The organism is Aggregatibacter kilianii (assembly GCF_003129965.1).
Taxonomy (GTDB): domain Bacteria; phylum Pseudomonadota; class Gammaproteobacteria; order Enterobacterales; family Pasteurellaceae; genus Aggregatibacter; species Aggregatibacter kilianii_A.
Genome location: NZ_NRCJ01000013.1, coordinates 60,190 through 79,183, shown reverse-complemented (window position 1 = coordinate 79,183; position 18,994 = coordinate 60,190). Strand labels below are relative to the sequence as shown.

18 protein-coding genes are annotated in these 18,994 nt (G+C 45.3%); all 18 read right to left on the bottom strand.

Annotation, left to right across the window (positions count from 1 at the left end):
* Positions 1–776: 776 nt before the first annotated feature.
* The 18 genes from DK430_RS13310 to frr all read right to left on the bottom strand — a co-directional run bounded on the left by DK430_RS13310 (position 777) and on the right by frr (position 18,989).
* Positions 777–1,220 carry a hypothetical protein gene (locus DK430_RS13310; protein ID WP_429696974.1) on the bottom strand — a complete coding sequence of 148 codons (444 nt, stop codon included), beginning with the start codon at positions 1,218–1,220 and terminating at the stop codon, positions 777–779.
* Between the two features lie 837 nt (positions 1,221–2,057).
* Entirely contained in the window at positions 2,058–2,639 is a 582-nt protein-coding gene (gene mog / locus DK430_RS10525) for a molybdopterin adenylyltransferase (protein ID WP_109079014.1), read from the bottom strand.
* A gap of 70 nt (positions 2,640–2,709) precedes the next feature.
* Positions 2,710–3,639, bottom strand: coding sequence for a phosphatidate cytidylyltransferase (locus DK430_RS10520; RefSeq protein ID WP_109079013.1), 930 nt, complete (start codon positions 3,637–3,639; stop codon positions 2,710–2,712).
* The gene (locus DK430_RS10515) at positions 3,639–4,271 is read right to left on the bottom strand and encodes a lysophospholipid acyltransferase family protein (protein WP_109079012.1); all 633 of its coding nucleotides are present in this window, start codon (positions 4,269–4,271) and stop codon (positions 3,639–3,641) included. The genes DK430_RS10520 and DK430_RS10515 overlap by 1 nt, the downstream gene beginning before the upstream one ends.
* A 10-nt stretch (positions 4,272–4,281) precedes the next feature.
* Positions 4,282–4,890, bottom strand: a complete 609-nt coding sequence (locus DK430_RS10510) for a CDP-alcohol phosphatidyltransferase family protein (RefSeq protein ID WP_109079011.1) — start codon at positions 4,888–4,890, stop codon at positions 4,282–4,284.
* 17 nt (positions 4,891–4,907) lie between these two features.
* Positions 4,908–6,770, bottom strand: a complete 1,863-nt coding sequence (locus DK430_RS10505; RefSeq protein ID WP_109079010.1) for an SLC13 family permease — start codon at positions 6,768–6,770, stop codon at positions 4,908–4,910.
* A gap of 39 nt (positions 6,771–6,809) precedes the next feature.
* Positions 6,810–7,409: a ribonuclease HII gene (rnhB, locus tag DK430_RS10500; protein ID WP_109079009.1), complete on the bottom strand. Its 600-nt coding sequence runs from the start codon at positions 7,407–7,409 to the stop codon at positions 6,810–6,812.
* Positions 7,402–8,586 (bottom strand): lipid-A-disaccharide synthase, encoded by a 1,185-nt coding sequence (gene lpxB, locus DK430_RS10495; protein ID WP_109079008.1) that lies wholly within the window; start codon positions 8,584–8,586, stop codon positions 7,402–7,404. The genes rnhB and lpxB overlap by 8 nt, the downstream gene beginning before the upstream one ends.
* 84 nt (positions 8,587–8,670) lie before the next feature.
* Positions 8,671–9,459 (bottom strand): acyl-ACP--UDP-N-acetylglucosamine O-acyltransferase, encoded by a 789-nt coding sequence (lpxA, locus tag DK430_RS10490; RefSeq protein ID WP_109079007.1) that lies wholly within the window; start codon positions 9,457–9,459, stop codon positions 8,671–8,673.
* A gap of 22 nt (positions 9,460–9,481) precedes the next feature.
* Positions 9,482–9,892: a 3-hydroxyacyl-ACP dehydratase FabZ gene (gene fabZ / locus DK430_RS10485; protein WP_162616836.1), complete on the bottom strand. Its 411-nt coding sequence runs from the start codon at positions 9,890–9,892 to the stop codon at positions 9,482–9,484.
* Between the two features lie 139 nt (positions 9,893–10,031).
* Positions 10,032–11,054 (bottom strand): UDP-3-O-(3-hydroxymyristoyl)glucosamine N-acyltransferase, encoded by a 1,023-nt coding sequence (gene lpxD, locus DK430_RS10480; RefSeq protein WP_162616833.1) that lies wholly within the window; start codon positions 11,052–11,054, stop codon positions 10,032–10,034.
* Complete coding sequence (locus DK430_RS10475; RefSeq protein WP_109079005.1) at positions 11,054–11,632, bottom strand: OmpH/Skp family outer membrane protein; 579 nt, start codon at positions 11,630–11,632, stop codon at positions 11,054–11,056. Before DK430_RS10475 ends, lpxD begins: the two co-directional genes overlap by 1 nt.
* 103 nt (positions 11,633–11,735) lie before the next feature.
* Positions 11,736–14,135 carry an outer membrane protein assembly factor BamA gene (gene bamA, locus DK430_RS10470; RefSeq protein ID WP_109079017.1) on the bottom strand — a complete coding sequence of 800 codons (2,400 nt, stop codon included), beginning with the start codon at positions 14,133–14,135 and terminating at the stop codon, positions 11,736–11,738.
* Positions 14,136–14,159: 24 nt separating this feature from the next.
* A complete protein-coding gene (gene rseP, locus DK430_RS10465; RefSeq protein ID WP_109079004.1) occupies positions 14,160–15,494 on the bottom strand; it encodes a sigma E protease regulator RseP in 1,335 nt (444 codons plus the stop codon).
* 8 nt (positions 15,495–15,502) lie between these two features.
* Positions 15,503–16,372, bottom strand: coding sequence for a phosphatidate cytidylyltransferase (locus DK430_RS10460; RefSeq protein WP_109079003.1), 870 nt, complete (start codon positions 16,370–16,372; stop codon positions 15,503–15,505).
* A 14-nt stretch (positions 16,373–16,386) separates the two neighbouring features.
* Positions 16,387–17,106 carry a polyprenyl diphosphate synthase gene (gene uppS / locus DK430_RS10455; RefSeq protein WP_109079002.1) on the bottom strand — a complete coding sequence of 240 codons (720 nt, stop codon included), beginning with the start codon at positions 17,104–17,106 and terminating at the stop codon, positions 16,387–16,389.
* A 22-nt stretch (positions 17,107–17,128) separates the two neighbouring features.
* Positions 17,129–18,334 (bottom strand): 1-deoxy-D-xylulose-5-phosphate reductoisomerase, encoded by a 1,206-nt coding sequence (ispC, locus tag DK430_RS10450; protein ID WP_109079001.1) that lies wholly within the window; start codon positions 18,332–18,334, stop codon positions 17,129–17,131.
* Positions 18,335–18,431: 97 nt separating this feature from the next.
* A complete protein-coding gene (gene frr, locus DK430_RS10445; protein ID WP_109079000.1) occupies positions 18,432–18,989 on the bottom strand; it encodes a ribosome recycling factor in 558 nt (185 codons plus the stop codon).
* Positions 18,990–18,994 lie beyond the last annotated feature (5 nt).

Below are 18,994 nucleotides of genomic sequence, written 5' to 3'. Positions count from 1 at the left end.
AGGTTTGAAACGGCTTACGCCGTTTGTGCCTTATATCTCCGCCCTGAAGGACGGAGTTTTACGGCACGTTGGATAAAATTGGTCTTATTTGACAACTTTATGGTTAATTACTTTATTGTAATTAACCCCTTTTGTATACAAAAGGCCAGATAAAGCCTTTCAAAGTAAATGCTAGCATTCAAAAATATAGAAAGCAATAATTAAGTATATATCAAACACTTAACTTTACATTCTTTACATTCTTTACATTCTTTGTTTCACCTATTTTATTCATCTCTTAAGATTATTTAAATTATTTATATTCTTTACGTTATTTACATTCTTTACGTTATTTACATTCTTTACGTTATTTTGTTTTTTACTAATTTCTGCTCAAGCGCTTATTTTAATCTTTCAAAATCTCAAAACTTTTACCAATAGTACAAAAATCAAGCATTAAAACTCCTTACCTTTATATGATATACTGCTCTCTTACCTAGTTTAGCTTCATAACTTATGATATTCTATAGGATGATAAGATAGTAAAAGAAGTAATTAACTTAATAATATCAATTTCCTGCATAACTCTCGAATAAGTATTATCTAAAAACAGCGTTAATCATTTTAGCGAGAAATACAATATGAAATAAAAATTACCAGTCTTTGATTTCGAGAATTTATATGCACCCCATAAATAATTCAAAACAGCTACCATTATCAATTTGTTAGATTCCTTTTTGAAAATATTACTCTTTGAGCTTGCAAATGAACAACAAAAATCTTTAATAAACATAACCTTATTTTTTTCTTGTTAGTCCATTATGTATAGCTAATTTTTGCTTTAATTCCTTAAATAATCCCTCAAACCGATTTGTCGTTTTTTCAATGCCTAAATCCGCATATTGTTCAAATGTGAATAAATAATTCATATAGCGTTTTAAAATTGCATAAGCACTTCTGACATTGTGATGTTTATAAGGGAAATAGCCCTTCTCATTCGCTTTATCCGAACGTTTCTCCAAAAACATTTGATAATGCCGATACCATGAATATAACCGAACGTAAAAGTCATTTTTACGACGGTTTTTTAATCTTTTGACCAAAACTTTTAATACTTTCCCCGCCTCGGATTGATGCTTCTTACGCAATGCCCGCATGACGATTGCTACCATGTGAAATTGGCACATTTGTGTTGTGCTATTAAATAAGTCCCTTAATAACCCGCGCCTGCCGTCACAGATAATGGATTGAATAACATAGATTTTTTATCTTAATCTATTGAATGCCGTCTTATAATAGACATTCTTTTCCGTTTTCATGATTTGATGATAAATCACTTTTCTGGACAGCGAATCTAAAAGTACAAGCACACCAAAATCCCGCCCAAAGAAAGTCACATCTGCAAGGAGATTCATTTGACGTTGTTGAGGCATATTTAAGGTTGTTTTAGGGGCTTTATCAAGATAACGTTGAATTCTTCTTACCAAACAATGATATTTTTCGGCTAATTATTTGTAGGTTTGTTTTCCCTTTGTATAATCTTCCCAAATTTGTATTGGATTGTGTTTGTTTTTTAAGGGAAAACACTTTATTACAGGCGGAGCATTTATAACACTGAATGTGATTCTGTGTGCCGTACTTTTAAATCGGGCTATGTTGACAAAAAATTCATTTTTTTATTCATAAATTCAAAAAAGTGGGTTAAAGCCCTGTACTATAAGGTTTCAATCCACTTTTTACCAACTATTTTTCTACTATGCCATTTTTCAATTTATGGTGCTTTGTCTTAAGAGAAACGGTTGCCGTATTTCGACCTAGTTTTTGGCGATTTCTGCTCACTTTTGTCTCTGCGAAAGCAGAACTATTATAGTTTCGCGCTCTAATCGTGTAAGATGTTTGTACTGAGTGTTCATTTGCCTCGGTATGTTTTTTGTGTGGTAACAAAATATACTTTACTTATAAACACTCTTTTTTTTTTATTTGTTTCGCTTGGATTGTAAATGCAAAATATAGAGATAACCGTTCTTATTTTGAGCTTTACAAAAACACTGTAAAGACCCACCGCACTTTTGCCCCCCTTAACCCCGCCGTGCCGATTTCGGTCTGAAGCTGGCGACAACCTCCGGTTTGGTGTCGATGTATAAGCCGTTAATGAGTTGTAGGCAATACGGCACGGCGCTGAAAATGCCTTTTACCAGTACGTTACCGTTTTCGTCTTTTACGCCTTCCAGCGTTTCTTTGATGGCTTTGGGTTGCCCCGGTAAATTCAGGATCAGACTTTCTTTGCGGATGACGCCCACTTGACGGGATAAAATGGCGGTCGGCACAAAATGCAGGCTGACTTGGCGCATTTGTTCGCCGAAGCCGGGCATTTCGCGGTCGGCGACGGCAAGAGTGGCATCCGGCGTGACATCCCGTTTCGCCGGCCCAGTGCCGCCGGTGGTGAGCACTAAGTGGCAATATAGCTCGTCCACCAGTTCGCACAGAGTGCGTTCGATTTCCGCCTGTTCGTCGGGAATCAGGCGTTCCACCACTTCAAAAGAACACGCCAACGCCTGTTGTAACCAACTTCTTAATTCAGGAATGCCTTGATCCGGATAAATCCCTTGCGATGCCCGATCGGAGACGGACACTAAACCAATCTTTAAAAGTGCGGTCATTTTTTCCCTCGTTTTTAAGGTCTGTTCATCATTCAGGTTTAACCCTGCGGTTATTTTGGTAAGAAATCGTCTAGGTCCAATAATAGCGAACGACATGGAAGAATATCGGCGCGGCAAAGCAAAGCGAATCCATGCGATCCAACATGCCGCCATGACCGCTAATCATATTGCCCCAGTCTTTTACGCCCATGCTGCGTTTCATGGCGGACATCACCAAGCCGCCTAAAAAGCCCATGAGACAAATCAATAAGCTCATTAACACCGCTTGCACCGGGCTAAACGGTGTTAGCCAATAAAGCAAGCCGCCCAATACGCTGGCGCTCACCACACCGCCCACAAAACCTTCTACGGTTTTGGAAGGAGAAAGTTTCGGTGCAATTTTGTGTTTGCCGAACAATTTGCCCCAAACGTATTGCAGCACATCGCTCGACTGCACCACCAGAATCAGGAAGATCATGAGCAGTAAATTTTTGCCTTCAAAACCAGCAATATCCAGAGTGAGCATGGCAGGAATGTGGGAGATACTGAAGACGCTGATCATTAACGCCCATTGCACTTTGGTAGAACGATCCAGGAAATGCGCGGTGTCGCCCAACAATGCAGAGAGGATCGGCAGGAACAGGAAGCCGTACACCGGAATGAAAATGGTGAACATACTGAACCAGTCGATTGCCACTAAAATGTATTGAATCGGCAGAATGACATAAAAACAGGCAGCCAGTGCCAGATGATCACCCCGACGGATGTAAAGCAGCGATAAAAACTCCCGTAATGCCATGAAGGAGATGACGAAGAATAAAATCACGATGCCGTAAAAACCTAACGCCGCGGCGGCGAAAATGATTAAAATCATTACCCACCAGGCATTAATACGTGCGTTTAAGTTGTCAATCACAGCATGTGGCGTGGACCAGCCCGTTTTGAGCTTTAAGCCGTAACCGATGGAGGAGGCGATGATTAAGGTGATGATTAACCCACCAAATAATTTCCACATTTCCATTACGCTTTCCCCTTCTCGGTTAAATTAAGGCTTAACAACGCCTGTTCGGCACGGGTTAAAAACGCCGCTTTGTCTTCGTCCTCACGGTAGAACAACGGCTCCCCCATATATAAATCACACAGCAGAGGAATCGGCACTACAAAGCCTTTCGGCAAGACATTGTGCATATTGCTGATCCACACCGGCACCAGCTCCAGTTGCGGATTTTGTTTCGCCAGATAATACAAACCGCTCTTGAAAGGTTGCAACGGTAAGTCGTCGTCCATTTTGCGCGTACCTTCCGGAAAAATAATCAGGGAGCTGTGTTTCAACGCGTCGCTGATTTGTTCTGTAATGGCTTGCGGATTATCGCCGCCCCGTTCAATGAGCAGCATATTGAACACCTTATATGCCAAAAAGCGACGAATCGGACCTTTTGTCCAGTAGTCCGCACCGGCAACCGGACGGGTGTTTTTACGCACTTGGTAAGGCAGTGAAACCCACAGCAGAATGAAATCGCCGTGACTGTTGTGATTGGCAAAATACAGGCGATGTTTATCCGCCGATTGCCGTTCGACATTTTTCTGGGCACGCACACCGGTAATAAACGAGGTGAAGCGACACAAGATAAAATCAATCAATTTGGCTAACATTGTCGGGCTCCTATATGTTATCCGCTTCAGCCAAGCCGGATTTTACGCGTTTGATACAAGTGATAATTAACAAAATAACAACACCCCAAGCCACCCAGTAAAGAAAATCAGGTAACACCGGAACAAAAACATAAACTAAGCCTAATAAGCCGAATAAGAACGCACGATCACTTTTCCCTAAGGGGCCGTCATAACGACGGGTTTTACCTTGCACCTGCCCGAGCACGCCACAAAGCTCCGTCAACGCCGCAAGCCAGATTATCAAGCCGATTTGTAACCCATCGAAAGGATAAATAAAGGCAAACGGCAAATATAACGCCGCGTCAGACACCACGTCGGTGATTTCATTTAAATAACCGCCTAAACGGGATTTTTGGTTAAATTCACGCGCCAGCATGCCGTCAATGGCATTCAGTGCCATGCGCACGAATAACCAAATAGGAATGAGGATAAAGAGCCGGTTATAGGCAGAAAGTGCGGTCAGAATCAGACCTAAAATAACGGAAACAGCACAGGCGGTTAAGGTCACCTGATTGGCGGTGACGCCTCGTTGTTCCAGTTTTATCACCAACGGGCGCAACAGATTTTGAAACTTAGGTTTGAAATCATAAATACTCATACAATCCACCTTAAACGTTAAAAGGGAAAGAGTAACGGAATCAGGAACACGCTCACCAACATCACCAACAGCGTGAACGGCACGCCGACTTTAACGAAATCCGCAAATTTATAGCCGCCGGGGCCGAACACCATGGTATTTACCGGCGAAGAGACCGGCGTCATAAAGGCGGCGGAGGCAGCAATGGCAACCACCATGGCGAACGGCACCGGTGATAAATTAAGTTGGTGCGCCATGGTGATGGCAATGGGTGCAATCAAAATCGCCGTCGCCGTGTTGGAAATAAACAAGCCCACTACCGCCGTGAGAATAAACAGGCTAATCAAAATCCAGTGTTTGCCCATGCCGCCCACCAAATGCAACATTAAATCCACGATCATCGCCACCCCGCCGGTTTTCTGCAATGCCAGCGAGAACGGCATCATACCTACGATGAGCACGAGGCTGGACCAATGGATGGAATCATAGGCACTTTTACTGTCTACACAACGAAAATACCCGAGCATTAAACAGGCAATCAACGCAGCAACCACATTCGGCACAAGACGGGTGACCATCAGCAACACCATCACGGCAATGCTCAATAAAGCATACGGCGCTTGAGTTTGTGCCGGCACGGCGCGGGTAATTTCGCTCGGGTAGTTCAACACAAAGAAATCTTTGCTGTGAGTACGCATTTGCTGAATGAGCTTCCAGTCGCCCACCACCAACAACAAATCACCCGCCTTGTACGGCATTTCCACAAAATGCCCGTCAAATACTTCGCCGTCGCGTTTAATGCCGACCACGTTCAAACCATATTTGGAGCGAAAACGTAATTGCTCGGTGGATTTGCCGATACAATCGGAATCCGGCACTAAAATCAATTCCGCCATACCGATGGAACTGGCTTGCTCGGAAAAATATTGCGCACGAATTTCCGCACGTTCCAAATTGTATTCGTTACAGAAGGTTTCCAGATTTAAGTCCGGTTCGCTGATGTCCATCAGCAGAATGTCTTTTTCACGCACCTCGGAAGTCCCGAGTGCCGCAATAAACATCGGACGAAAACGCTTCCAGCGTTCAATCGCCAGCACATTCAAACCAAATTTGGAACGCAGATGCAATTCGTCTAAATTTTTACCGATGAGCGCCGACCCTTTTTTCACCACAAAACGTTGTGCCCGCAGTTGCAAGCCGTACTCATGGATCAAATCGCTCATGGAACGTTTGTCCATTATGTTATTGTTGGTTTCGTTGCCTGATTTGAGCCAGTTACGCGCCACCAACATATAGCCGATCCCCAGCAATAAAATCACCAAACCGATGGGCGTAAAATCAAAGAATTTCAAGCGCATCCCCGTTTCCCGCACCAACTCGGCATTGACCACCAAGTTCGGCGCCGTGGCGATTAAGGTAAGCATACCGCTAATCAAGCCCGCCACGCTCAACGGCATCATGAGACGCTTCGGTGAAATATTCATTTGCTGGCAAATCATTAATACCACGGGGATAAAAATCGCCACTACACCGGTGGAGCTCATAAATGCGCCGAGTCCCGCCACTGCCAGCATCATAAACACCAACACGCGTGATTCGCTGTTATGGGAGGCTTTCAGCAGCCACTCGCTTACCTGATACGCCACGCCGGTGCGCACCAAGCCTTCGCCGACGATAAACAATAAGGCGATAAGGATAATATTCGGATCGCTGAATCCTGCGAAGACTTCTTCGACGGTCAGAATGCCGCTAAGGCTGAAGGCTAACATCACCAGCACGGCGACAACGTCCATGCGGATGGTATTACGAATGAAAAGAATAACGGCGGCAATGAGCAACAAAATAACCCATAACCACGGTTCCGGTTGGAAGGAGTTGAGTAAATGAGAGATTTGACTCATAGCCACCTCTGTAATGAAGGCTTGTTATTATTGGCTGAATTATAGCGATTTTAGTAATTTTTTAACAGGTGAAAAACTACGACGATATTCGGGCAATACACCGAATTCCATTAATTTTTCCAGATGCAGCTTGGTCGGATAACCTTTGTGTTTGGCAAATTCATAATGCGGATATTTTTTATCTAATTCGATCATTTCCTGATCCCGCGCCACTTTTGCCAAAATAGACGCCGCACTGATTTCGGCCACCAACGCATCGCCTTTCACCACCGCTTGGGCAGGTATCGCCAAATTTGACGGAATCCGATTGCCGTCCACCAACACAAAGTGCGGTTGAATTTTCAGGTGTTTTACCGCCCGTTCCATGGCTAGCATGGACGCGTGTAAAATATTTAACGCATCAATTTCATGAGGTTCCGCCCGGCCTAACGCCCATGCCAAGGCTTTTTCCTTAATCTCTTCCGCCAGCAACAAGCGTTTTTTCTCAGAGAGCTTTTTGGAGTCGGCAAGCCCCTCAATGGGATTATCGGGATCCAGAATCACCGCCGCCGTCACTACCGCGCCGACTAAAGGCCCACGCCCTACTTCATCCACACCGGCGATCAGTTCGTAGCCTTGAGGATAGGTAAATTTATCCATTCTTTTGCTCCAATAAATCAATTACCGCCTGTGCCGCCTGTTGATCCGCATCACATTGAATCATTTTATGTAACTCGGTGAAACGCTGAATTAAAACGTTGCGATTTTTAACCGCACTTTCATTTGTATCCAAATACGCCGACAGTTTCTCCGCTAAATTGGCAGGATTGCATTCTGTCTGAATTAATTCCGGTACAAGCATCTCATCCGCCAATAAATTCGGCAGGGAAATGTACTTGGTTTTGACCAAACGCTTCGCCAGGAAATAGGTGAACGCTTTCATGCGGTATCCCACCACCATCGGCGATTTACACAGCATGGCTTCCAACGCCGCCGTACCCGAGGCAAGCAATGTTGCTTCAGCAGCAATCATGGCGGCACGCGCATTGCCGTCCAGCAGAATAACATCTAATTCGGGGGCAACGCGTTGTTTGATATGTTCAAATTGTGCACGGCGGTTGGCGTTAATTAACGGCACCAGGAATTGTAAATCGGGATAGCGTTGCCGCAATAATCGGGCGGTTTGTAAAAAGGGTTCAGCAAGGAATTCCACTTCGGAAGCCCGACTTCCCACAAGAATGGCAAGATAGCATTGGTTTTCGTCCAGATTCAGCAAACGACAGGCTTCCGTGCGATTCGGTTTCAACGGAATAGCGTCCGCCATGGTATGCCCGATAAAGCGACAAGGCACATTGTAGCGATCGTAAAAGGCTTTTTCAAAAGGGAGAAAGGCGAGCACCAAATCCGTTGCCGCGCCGATTTTATACACGCGCTTCTGACGCCATGCCCACACCGACGGACTAACGTAGTGAATGGTTTTGATGCCGTTTTGTTTGAGTTTCAGTTCGACGTCCAAATTAAAATCCGGTGCGTCAATGCCAATGAAAACAGCCGGTTTCAACGCCAATAACTGCTGCAGAATGCTGCGACGAATTTTCAGCAGGCGCGGCAGATGTTTTAAAACCTCCACCAATCCCATGACGGCAAGTTCTTCCATATCAAACAGGCTTTCAAAGCCTTCGGCAATCATGCGCGGTCCGCCGATGCCGATAAAACGGGCGTTAGGGTAACGCATTTTGAGGGCTTTCACCAAGCCGGCACCGAGAATATCGCCCGACACTTCGCCGGCAATCATGGCAATCAAAGGAGAATCTTGGGTTGAAATTGAATCTGACATATAAAAGCTCTGAAAAAAACGACCGCACTTTGGATTGTTAAGCTCAAAGTGCGGTCGGAAAATGAAATGTTTTACCTGTTAGGGTTAGCGAATGATGCCACGCGTAGAACGCTTGAAGAATTCCACGAAAAAGCTGATTGCGGATTCGGTTTCGGCAATTTGTTCAATTTCCGGCATCACTTCTTCCAAGGTTTTTCCGCTGCGATAAATCATTTTGTACACGTTGCGAATGGTGCGCATCGTCGGCTTGTCGAAACCACGACGCTTTAAGCCTTCAATATTCACGCCAAACGGTTGGGCGTGATTACCTTGCGCCATGACATACGGCGGCACATCCTGACTGACCATAGAACCGCCGCCCAACATCACATGCGCGCCCACCACCACAAATTGGTGAATCGCCGACATGCCGCCCACAATCACGAAATCATCTAATTCGACATGACCTGCAAGCGTGGCGTTATTGGCAAGAATACAACGGTTTTTAATCAGGCAATCATGAGCAATATGTACGTTGATCATGAATAGGTTATCGTCGCCGATTTTGGTGACACCGCCGCCTTGTGCGGTGCCGCGATGAATGGTCACACTTTCGCGAATACGGTTGCGGTTGCCGATCACTACGTGGGTCGGTTCGCCTTGATATTTCAGATCTTGGTTAACCTCACCGATACTGGCGAATTGATAAATTTCGTTATCTTCACCGATCTTGGTGTTGCCATTAATGACCACATGGGAATGAACAATGGTGCCTTTACCGATTTCAACCTCTTTACCGATAATGGTAAACGGACCGATAACCACGTTTTCGCCGATTTTGGCGCCCTCTTCGACAATCGCCTGAGGGTGAATTTTTGCAGTTGGGTGAATCATGTTTATCCCCTTAGAATGATGGTTATGCTTTGCGACGTGCACACATTAATCTTGCTTCACAAGCCACTTCGCCGTCAACAGTTGCGGTTGCGGTGAATGCGGTAATGCCGCGACGCTCTTTGATCACTTCAACGTGTAACACCATTTGATCACCCGGTACAATCGGGCGTTTAAAGCGGGCTTCATCAACACCGGCAAAATAGAAAATTTCGCCACCTGCCAATTCGTGGGTTTTGAACGCCAAAATCCCCATGGCTTGCGCCAATGCCTCAAGAATTAATACACCCGGTAAAATCGGGTTACCCGGAAAATGGCCGGTAAAACAAGGTTCGTTTACACTAATGTTTTTAATCGCCGTCAGCCATTTGCCTTCTTCAAAGTTAATCACGCGATCAACTAATAAAAACGGATAACGATGCGGCAACAATTGCATCATTTCGTGCGATTCAATAATTCTTGAGGTTTGTTCAGTCACGGGTTTACCTTTTAATACTAAAATAATAAATAAAAATCTGCGCGGATTATACGTTATTTGTGCGCTTAACACAAAATGAACTACCTTCTTCCCACACTTATTTTAATTTTTTCTCCAACGCTTTCACGCGTTTGTTCAAGCCGTCGATGCCGAGGGTCAATGCGGCAGTTTTTCGCCACTCTTTGTTTGTCTGTAACGGAATACCGGAAGAATACACGCCGGGCTCCGTAATCGGACGCATCACCATGCCCATGCCGGTAATCGTCACCTGATCGCAGATTTCCATGTGTCCGTTGATTACACTGGCGCCGCCGATTAAGCAATAACGCCCCACCGTCAGACTGCCCGCCATAATCACACCCCCCGCTACCGCAGTGCCGGTGCCAATGTGGACGTTATGGGCAATTTGACACAAGTTGTCGATAATCACATTATCTTCAATGACTGTTGGATCCAACGCGCCGCGATCAATACAGGTGCACGCACCGATTTCTACGTGATTACCGATAATCACCTGCCCCACTTGCGGAATTTTAATCCACTTGCCGCGCTCATTGGCGTAACCAAAGCCGTCACTGCCAATCACTGCACCGGATTGAATCAAACAATGCTGACCGATTTGTACGTCGTGATACACGGACACGTTCGCCCAAAGTTGGGTATGCGCACCGATTTTCGTGTTTTTACCCACAAAGCAATTGGCACCGATAACCACGTTATCGCCCAATTCAACTCCGGATTCGATCACCGCATTCGCGCCAATTGACACATTTTCTCCGAGAAAAACGTCGTCAGAAATGACCGCACTTTTTGCGATTCCACTTGCCGCTTTTGGTGTATTGTCCATGTATTGCGCCAATTTGGCATACGCCACATAAGGATCTTTAACGATGAGCAGGTTGCTTTCAGGGGAGCAAAATTCAATATCCGCTTCGGACACCACCAAAATGCCCGCTTTGGACTGTTTCAATAATTCACGGAATTTAGCATTGGAAATAAAGGTCAACTGCTGTTCATTCGCCTTATCTAAAGGCGCGATGTTGCTAACAACAACATCGGCGTTACCACGAATGGTAGCGCCGATTTGTTGTGCTAATTCTGAAAGAGAATAGGTTCTCATTATTTAGCCTGTGCCGGAATTGCTTTTAACACTTCTTCAGTGATGTTCTTGCCATCCACGCCATACACGACGGAACGATCATCCAACACTAAAGTATAATTTTTTTGTTTGGCAATATTGTTGGTTGCTGTTTGAATGCTGGCAACCAGTTTTGCCGTTTCTTCGTTTTCACGTTTAGCGTAGCTTTCTTGGAATTCTTTCGCTTTTTGATCGTGCGCCGTAATTAGCTTATTAATTTCTGCTTGTTGGTCATTCGCATATTTATTGATTTCGTCTTCACGTTTTTTGATGTCCGCAGAACGTAATTTCGGCGCATCTTTTTGTAACGCCGCCACTTTCGCTTCTACTTTTTTCTGAATATCGGCAATTTTTGCATCAATTTGCTTTTTGTTTTCCGCCAATTTATCTGCGGTCGGTTTGAATTCGGCTTCTAATTTATCCGCTACCGCTTTACGATCCGGATGATTTTGGAAAAGGTATTCTGCGCTAACAAAAGCAATGTTTTCATCCGCCATTGCCATAGAAGAAGTGAACGCTAACGCTAAAGAAAGTGCGGTTAATTTTACAATTTTTTTCATTTTCAATTTTTCCTTTTGGTAAATTAAATGTGAATTTTTTCGGTGCCGTACAACCGACACCGACATTTTTTAGAGTCCCTTGCTCTATATAAGTTCAGCCGGATTAGAACGTACCGCCAATACTAAATTGGAACTGTTCGATATCATCGTTCTCATATTTCTTAATCGGTTTCGCATAAGAAAAGACCAACGGACCGATTGGAGATTGCCATTGGAAAGCAAGACCGGCAGAAGCACGAATACGGGAAGGATCACCGTAATCAGGCAAATTCAGGTTGGCAAATTTCGCTTTTTCCGATTTCCAGTGAGTGTCCCATACACTTGCCGCATCCACGAAGAAGGAAGTCCGCACGGAGTTTTGATTTTTCTCTGCAACAAACGGTGTAGGCACAATCAGCTCCACACTAGCGGTTGCCATGGCGTTACCACCAACAATGTCGCCATTGACCAAGTTGTAACAATCTGAATTTACACTTACGCCGTTGCCACTACATACATTCGGATTAATATAAATCGCTTGTGGACCAACCGCCCCATAGGCAAAGCCGCGTAGGCTACCGATACCGCCGGCGGTATAAGTTTGATAGAACGGCAAGCGTTTACCGCCGAAACCGTTGGCATACGCCGCGCCTAAACGACCGGATAACACCCAGGTTTGGTCGCGGTTAAGCGGATAGAAACCTTGCACATCAGCATTGAGTTTATAGTATTTGTTATCGGAGCCCGGAATGGTCACTTTACCACCGATGGAGGCTTTCACCCCGCGTGTCGGTAAGAAACCACGGTTCAGACTGTTATAGTTCCAACCGAAGGAAATATCATAGTCGTGAGATTTGAACGTCCATTCGTTGTAATTCATGGAGGCTAAATACAATGCGCGATTGTACTCAGGTGTGATATTTTTCAGTTTGTTATAAGCGTAACCCAGACCGATATAGTAGGCGTTATTTTCATTTACCGGGAAGCCTAAAGTTAAGTTGCCGCCGTAGGTCGTACGCGCATAGGACGCGGAAGTGGAATTTTTGGAGTTGTCGTATTTTTCAAAGAAGACATTACCGCCAAGACTCACGCCGTCTTTAGTGAAGTACGGTTCGTTATAGCCTAAGTTGACGCTGGTGCCATAGTCATTACGGGAGCCCGCCAAACTTAAAGAAGACCCCATACCGAGGAAGTTATCCTGTTTGATACTTGCCTGATAGCTTAAGCCGCTTTCCGTACCATAACCCACACCGAAGTTAATACTACCGGTGTTGCGTTCTTTCACTTTATAAATCACATCCACTTCATCGTTAGTGCCTTCAACAGGTTCGGTTCGGCTTTCTACGGTCTCAAAAAATCCCGTACGATCCAACCGCACTTTACCCAACTCAACTAAATCGGTGGACAACCAACTACCTTCTTGTTGGCGCATTTCCTGACGTAATGTACTGTCGGCGCTAACGGTATTGCCTTCGAAACGAATTTGACGAACGGAATAACGTTTGCCGGCATCCACCACAAAACTTAATCCGACGGTTTTGGCGTCATCATTGAAATCAGGTTGAACATTCACTTGTGCGCTACCGTAGCCACGTTCACCCAAGGTGGATTTGATGCTACTTTCTACTGCCTGCACGTCACTACGGCGGAATTCTTCGCCAATGTGAACCTGTTTTAATAATGGCGCTAATTCATCACGCATACCACCGACATCGCCCACAATACGCGCACTGTTGACTGTATATTTTTCCCCTTCGGAAACATTAATGGTGACGCGAGCTTCCGTTTTTTCATCATTTAGTTGAACATCGCTATCCACAATTCGCGCTTTGGCATAACCGCGATCAAGATAATAATTTTGGATGGTTTCCAAGTCTTTGGAGAATTGAGTGGAATCAAACTTATTGCCGAATAATTTCCACCAAGCATCCGGCTGAAGTTCCATTTGATCTTGCAATCTGTCGCTATCAAAGGCTTGGTTACCGACAAAAGTCACCCCTTTCAATAACGCCACATCATTTTCTTTAATTTGAATTTTTACTTCGGCGCGGTTATTTGGCAACGGATTTACGATGGTTTCCACTTTTGCGTTATAACGACCGACACTGTGATAATGCTCTTCTAAACTTTTACGGAAGGCTTCAAGCTTTTCACGATTCAAGACGTCGCCTTTTTGGAAACCGTTAGCATTTAAATTTTGTTTTAATGCATCGTCAGGAATGGATTTATTGCCGTCCAGCACCACATCGGAAATGATCGCTTTCGGCACCACGGAAATGACTAAGGTATTGCCTTGTTGGGAGGCTTTAACATCTTCATATTGACCGCTTAAAAACAGGTTACGCACCACACCGGCGATATGAGCATCATTGATTTTTTGTCCGACGCGTACCGGCAGACTTGCGATAATATTGCCTTCGGTTCCGGCTTGAACACCGTCAACACGAATATCCTGCACTACGAAAGGTCCTGCAAGAGCAGCGGTTGAGCTAAACAATAAGCTTGCAATTAAAAGTTTTTTCATCGTCATTTTTATCCTGTATAAAAACTAAATTAAACGTAAAAAATCATTCACCAGCCCGAATCCCATTAACATCAATAATAAGACCACACCAATTCGATAACTGATATTTTGAACGCGTTCGGAAATCGGTTTTCCTTTAAGAGCTTCCAACGCCAAAAAGACTAAATGCCCGCCATCAAGCACTGGCAACGGGAAGAGGTTCATCACACCCAAATTCACGCTGATTAATGCCATAAAGCTCAGGTAATAAATTAATCCTAACTCAGATGATGCACCTGCGCCCTGCGCAATGGAAATCGGACCACCCAAGTTATTTAATGATAATTCGCCGATAAGCAATTTACCGATTATTTTCACGGTTAACCAAGACAGCTGGAACGTCTTTTCAACCGCTTTCTGTAAGGATTCGAGCATATCATACTTTAATTCGGTACGATATTCATCCGCCACCGGGTAAAAAGTCGGCGAAATGCCCACAAACCAACGCTTTTTGTCATTAAGTTCGGGGGTAATGGTTTTCTCCAGCCATTCACCGTTGCGCTCGACCTTCATCGTTAACGGCTTACCCAGTTGAACCTGTTCGACAAAATCCTGCCAGACCATTTTCTTACCGTCCGCCCAAGATAATTTATCGCCGACCAATAAACCTGCTTTTTGCGCCGGGGAATTGTCGGTGACTTTAGACAAAGTCATCTCCACTTTGGTTCTGATCGGCACAATACCCAATGAACCGAAGGCGCTTTCTTTTTCCGGATTAAAGGTCCAATAATAAATATCCAGGGTTTTATGTTGTTCTACATTTGAACCGAGTTCCACCAAAGTAATATCCACTGTGTGCTCACCTAATTTAGTGGCTAACAGCATATTCACGGTTTCCCAGTCCGGCGTAGAAACACCGTCAACTTCGGTGATTTGGGTATTCGGCTGAACCTGCGCCATTGCCGCAATGGAGTTCGGTTTTACTTCTTCAATAACCGGTTTAACGCTTGGAATGCCGATGGTGTAAATTAGGAAATAGGCAAAGATAGCAAATAAAAAATTGGCTAAAGGCCCTGCGGCGATAATGAACGCACGCTGCGCGACGGTTTTATTATCAAAGGCTTGCGACGCCAGTTCAGGCGGAATCTCTTCATTCCGCCCGTCCAACATTTTCACATAACCGCCGAGGGGAATCGCGGACACGGCAAACTCCGTCCCCTTTTTATCGGTACGCGCCCAAATGACTTTGCCGAAACCGATAGAAAAACGATGGACTTTTACACCGCACTTTCTTGCCGCCCAAAAGTGCCCGTACTCGTGTACCGCCACCAAGACGGCAATAACAATCAGAAATGAAACTGTTGACCACAAAAATGACATCGTCGATCCTACAACACAAAGAAATAGAAATACGCAAAGAACGGTACGGCGGCAGTTAAACTGTCAATACGATCCAAAATGCCGCCATGGCCCGGGATCAGGTTGCTACTGTCTTTAATCCCGCTTTGGCGTTTGAACATACTCTCCGTCAAATCGCCTAAAATGGAAACCGCGACAGTCACCACGGACAGCGCAATAAATGCTACGGGTGAAACATCTTTAATCAGGTTTTGTTGCGCCACATTCACGAAAATTGCCGACACGATACCCGCCATCACCAAACCGCCGATGGCACCCTGCCAGGATTTACCCGGTGACACTTTCGGCGCCAGTTTATGTTTACCGAATTTACGACCGACAAAATAGGCGCCCGAATCCGCCACCCAAACCAGAATAAACACATACAACAGCAACATGATGCCATGATACGGTTGCGCCACATAATTGTCTAAACGGAGTAATAACACGCCGATGAAAAACGGAATCAAGGTAAAGAATGCGAAGAAAAATTGCAGTACGGAATGTTTCGCCCAGAGGTTGCTGCTTTTCGGATAAGAAACCACAAAGGATAACGCGACTAACCACCAAATCACGGCGCCCAATAAAATCGGTTGTGCATAATTTTCAAATACCCGACCGGCATCCAGATAATTGCCTTCGTCATAAATCCAGAGGAACAAAAACACCGCACTTAACACGCTGATCGCATAACGCCAAAAGACAGGTTGTTTGAAATTAAAAAATTGCGTCCATTCCCAAATGCCTAACACCACAACTGCGCCCAATGCCAAAGCAAAGTAATAAGGTGAGAATAAAAATAACGCGGCGAAGACAATGGCAATGAGTACAATCGCCGATAAAACCCGTTGTTTAAGCACAATACATTCCTCTGTTATTCCGTCCCGCCGAAACGACGATGACGTTGTTGATAAGATACAATCGCCTGATGAAACTCGGCCTCGTTAAAATCCGGCCAAAGCACATCGGAAAAATAAAATTCGGCATAGGCGGTTTGCCACAACAGGAAGTTACTAATACGCTGCTCGCCACTGGTACGAATAAGCAAATCCACTTCCGGCTCGTCCTGCGTCACCAAATGTTGTTGTAACAAGGTTTCATCAATGTCCGCCACAACAAGTTGACCCTCCTGCACTTTTTGCGCCAACTGTTGTGCCGCCTGCACAATGTCCCAACGTCCGCCGTAATTTGCCGCAATATTTAAGGTAAGTGCGGTATTATTTTCCGTTAATTTTTCCGCCTTCTTAATTTTTTCCTGCAAACTTTCGCTAAATCTGGAGGTATTCCCTAGAATTTTTAATCGAATATTATTTTTATGCAGTTTTTTCACTTCAAAATCCAACGCCTGCATAAATAAATTCATCAGCGCGCTGACTTCCTGCTCCGGGCGATTCCAGTTTTCGCTGCTAAAGGCATACAAGGTTAAGTATTTCACGCCGATTTTGCGTGCATAAGATACCGCTTCACGCACTGCGGCAACGCCGTTTTTATGCCCGAAAATACGCATTTTGCCTTGTTGTTTCGCCCAGCGCCCGTTGCCGTCCATAATAATGGCGACATGTTGCGGAATATTCTTCGGATCCAGTTCTGTCATTATCCTTTCTCAGCTCAAAATATCAATGTGACCAATGCGCCAGTTGATTGTGCGCGCATTCACGCGCCGCACGATCCACATCCAACACATCATCAATCTGTTTGATTTGTTGCGACTGAATTTGTTCCACCACCGCCTGATTAAGTTTGGCGATGTCGGTAAATTTAATTTGACGATCTAAGAACGCCTGCACCGCAACTTCATTGGCGGCGTTCATTGCCGTGGTGGCGTATTGCCCTGCGGCAAAAGCATCAATAGCGAGTTTCAAGCAAGGATAACGTTGATAATCCGGCGCTAAAAACGTCAGCCCGTTTAATTGATAAAAATCCAAGGGTGCCACGCCGGAAAAAGTGCGGTGCGGATACGCCATGGTTTCCGAGATAGGCGTGCGCATATCCGGATTGCCCATTTGCGCGATGACGCTGCCGTCAATATAACGCACCATAGAATGGATAATCGACTGCGGGTGAATGATGACTTCCATTTCGTCGGCGGACGCATTGAACAGCCAGCGCGCTTCGATATATTCCAACCCCTTGTTCATCATAGTGGCGGAATCCACGGAAATTTTCTTGCCCATAGACCAATTCGGATGTGCCACCGCCTGTTCCGGCGTAATGCCGTCGAACTCGCTTAAGTCCGTATAACGGAACGGCCCGCCGGAGCCGGTCAGCACGATTTTGCTAATACCCAAATCCGCCAGCGGACAAAAGCCGATGTGTTGTTGCGCCTGCGGCGGCAAGGATTGGAAAATGGCGTTATGTTCGCTGTCCACCGGCAATAATTGCGCACCATGCTGTTTCACCGCATCAATAAAAATCTGACCGCAAGTGACCAACGCTTCTTTATTTGCCAGCAAGACTTTTTTGCCCGCTTTCACCGCAGACAAGGTCGGCAATAGCCCTGCCGCCCCCACAATCGCCGCCATCACCATATCCGCATCAGGGTGTGCGCTCAATTCGCAAATAGCTTGCTGCCCTGCCAACACTTGCGTCGGAAGCTGATGTGCCGCCAATTTTTCACGCAAAATTTTCGCCGCACTTTCATCCGCTAAAGCAACAAAGTGCGGTCGGAATTTCAGGCATTTTTCAAACATCGCCGCCGCATTGGAACCGCCCACCAAGGCGAACGCCTCATATTTTTCCGGGTTGTGTTCAATCACCGAAAGGGTGCTGTTGCCGATAGAGCCCGTCGCACCGAGAATCACGACTTTTTGTTTATTTTGCATAAAATTCCGACCGCACTTTGCAGGTTCAGCGGGCAATCACGCCCGCATACGAAAAGACGCAGTAAACCACTGCGTCCGTGTTTAGCGATTTTCAATATTAGAAATCAAGCAATTCTTTTTCTTTGTCCGCCAACACCTCATCCACTTTTTTGATGAAGCCGTCGGTTAATTTTTGGATCACGTCTTCCGCTTTGTGCTGATCGTTTTCGCTGATTTCTTTGTCTTTTAACAACGCTTTGATTTTATCGTTCGCATCACGGCGTACGTTACGAATCGCCACTTTGCCCTGCTCGCCTTCCGCTTTCACGATTTTGATTAAATCACGACGGCGCTCTTCCGTTAACGGTGGAAGCGGCACACGAATAGTCGTGCCGGCAGAAGACGGATTTAAACCCAAATCAGACGTTAAAATGGCTTTTTCCACCGCTTGAATCAGAGAACGATCGAACACGGTCACCGCCAAGGTGCGCGCATCTTCCGCCACTACATTCGCCAATTGACGCAACGGTGTTGCAGAACCGTAATAATCCACTTGAATCGCATCCAACAAACTTGGCTGCGCACGGCCGGTACGGATTTTCGCAATGTGCCCTTTTAATGCTTCCAGGCTTTTTTCCATACGTTCTTCGGCATCTTGTCTAATTTGATTAATCATTCAAC

Bases quoted from the DNA above. Each gene is read 5' to 3' on its own strand.
- lpxB (WP_109079008.1), bottom strand. From the start codon at position 8,586: ATGTCAGATTCAATTTCAACCCAAGATTCTCCTTTGATTGCCATGATT.
- DK430_RS10505 (WP_109079010.1), bottom strand. From the start codon at position 6,770: ATGAGTCAAATCTCTCATTTACTCAACTCCTTCCAACCGGAACCGTGG.
- bamA (WP_109079017.1), bottom strand. From the start codon at position 14,135: ATGAAAAAACTTTTAATTGCAAGCTTATTGTTTAGCTCAACCGCTGCT.
- mog (WP_109079014.1), bottom strand. From the start codon at position 2,639: ATGACCGCACTTTTAAAGATTGGTTTAGTGTCCGTCTCCGATCGGGCA.
- fabZ (WP_162616836.1), bottom strand. From the start codon at position 9,892: ATGCAATTGTTGCCGCATCGTTATCCGTTTTTATTAGTTGATCGCGTG.
- DK430_RS10515 (WP_109079012.1), bottom strand. From the start codon at position 4,271: ATGTTAGCCAAATTGATTGATTTTATCTTGTGTCGCTTCACCTCGTTT.
- lpxA (WP_109079007.1), bottom strand. From the start codon at position 9,459: ATGATTCACCCAACTGCAAAAATTCACCCTCAGGCGATTGTCGAAGAG.
- DK430_RS10475 (WP_109079005.1), bottom strand. From the start codon at position 11,632: ATGAAAAAAATTGTAAAATTAACCGCACTTTCTTTAGCGTTAGCGTTC.
- lpxD (WP_162616833.1), bottom strand. From the start codon at position 11,054: ATGAGAACCTATTCTCTTTCAGAATTAGCACAACAAATCGGCGCTACC.
- uppS (WP_109079002.1), bottom strand. From the start codon at position 17,106: ATGACAGAACTGGATCCGAAGAATATTCCGCAACATGTCGCCATTATT.
- DK430_RS10510 (WP_109079011.1), bottom strand. From the start codon at position 4,890: ATGAGTATTTATGATTTCAAACCTAAGTTTCAAAATCTGTTGCGCCCG.
- frr (WP_109079000.1), bottom strand. From the start codon at position 18,989: ATGATTAATCAAATTAGACAAGATGCCGAAGAACGTATGGAAAAAAGC.
- rnhB (WP_109079009.1), bottom strand. From the start codon at position 7,409: ATGGATAAATTTACCTATCCTCAAGGCTACGAACTGATCGCCGGTGTG.
- ispC (WP_109079001.1), bottom strand. From the start codon at position 18,334: ATGCAAAATAAACAAAAAGTCGTGATTCTCGGTGCGACGGGCTCTATC.
- rseP (WP_109079004.1), bottom strand. From the start codon at position 15,494: ATGTCATTTTTGTGGTCAACAGTTTCATTTCTGATTGTTATTGCCGTC.
- DK430_RS10520 (WP_109079013.1), bottom strand. From the start codon at position 3,639: ATGGAAATGTGGAAATTATTTGGTGGGTTAATCATCACCTTAATCATC.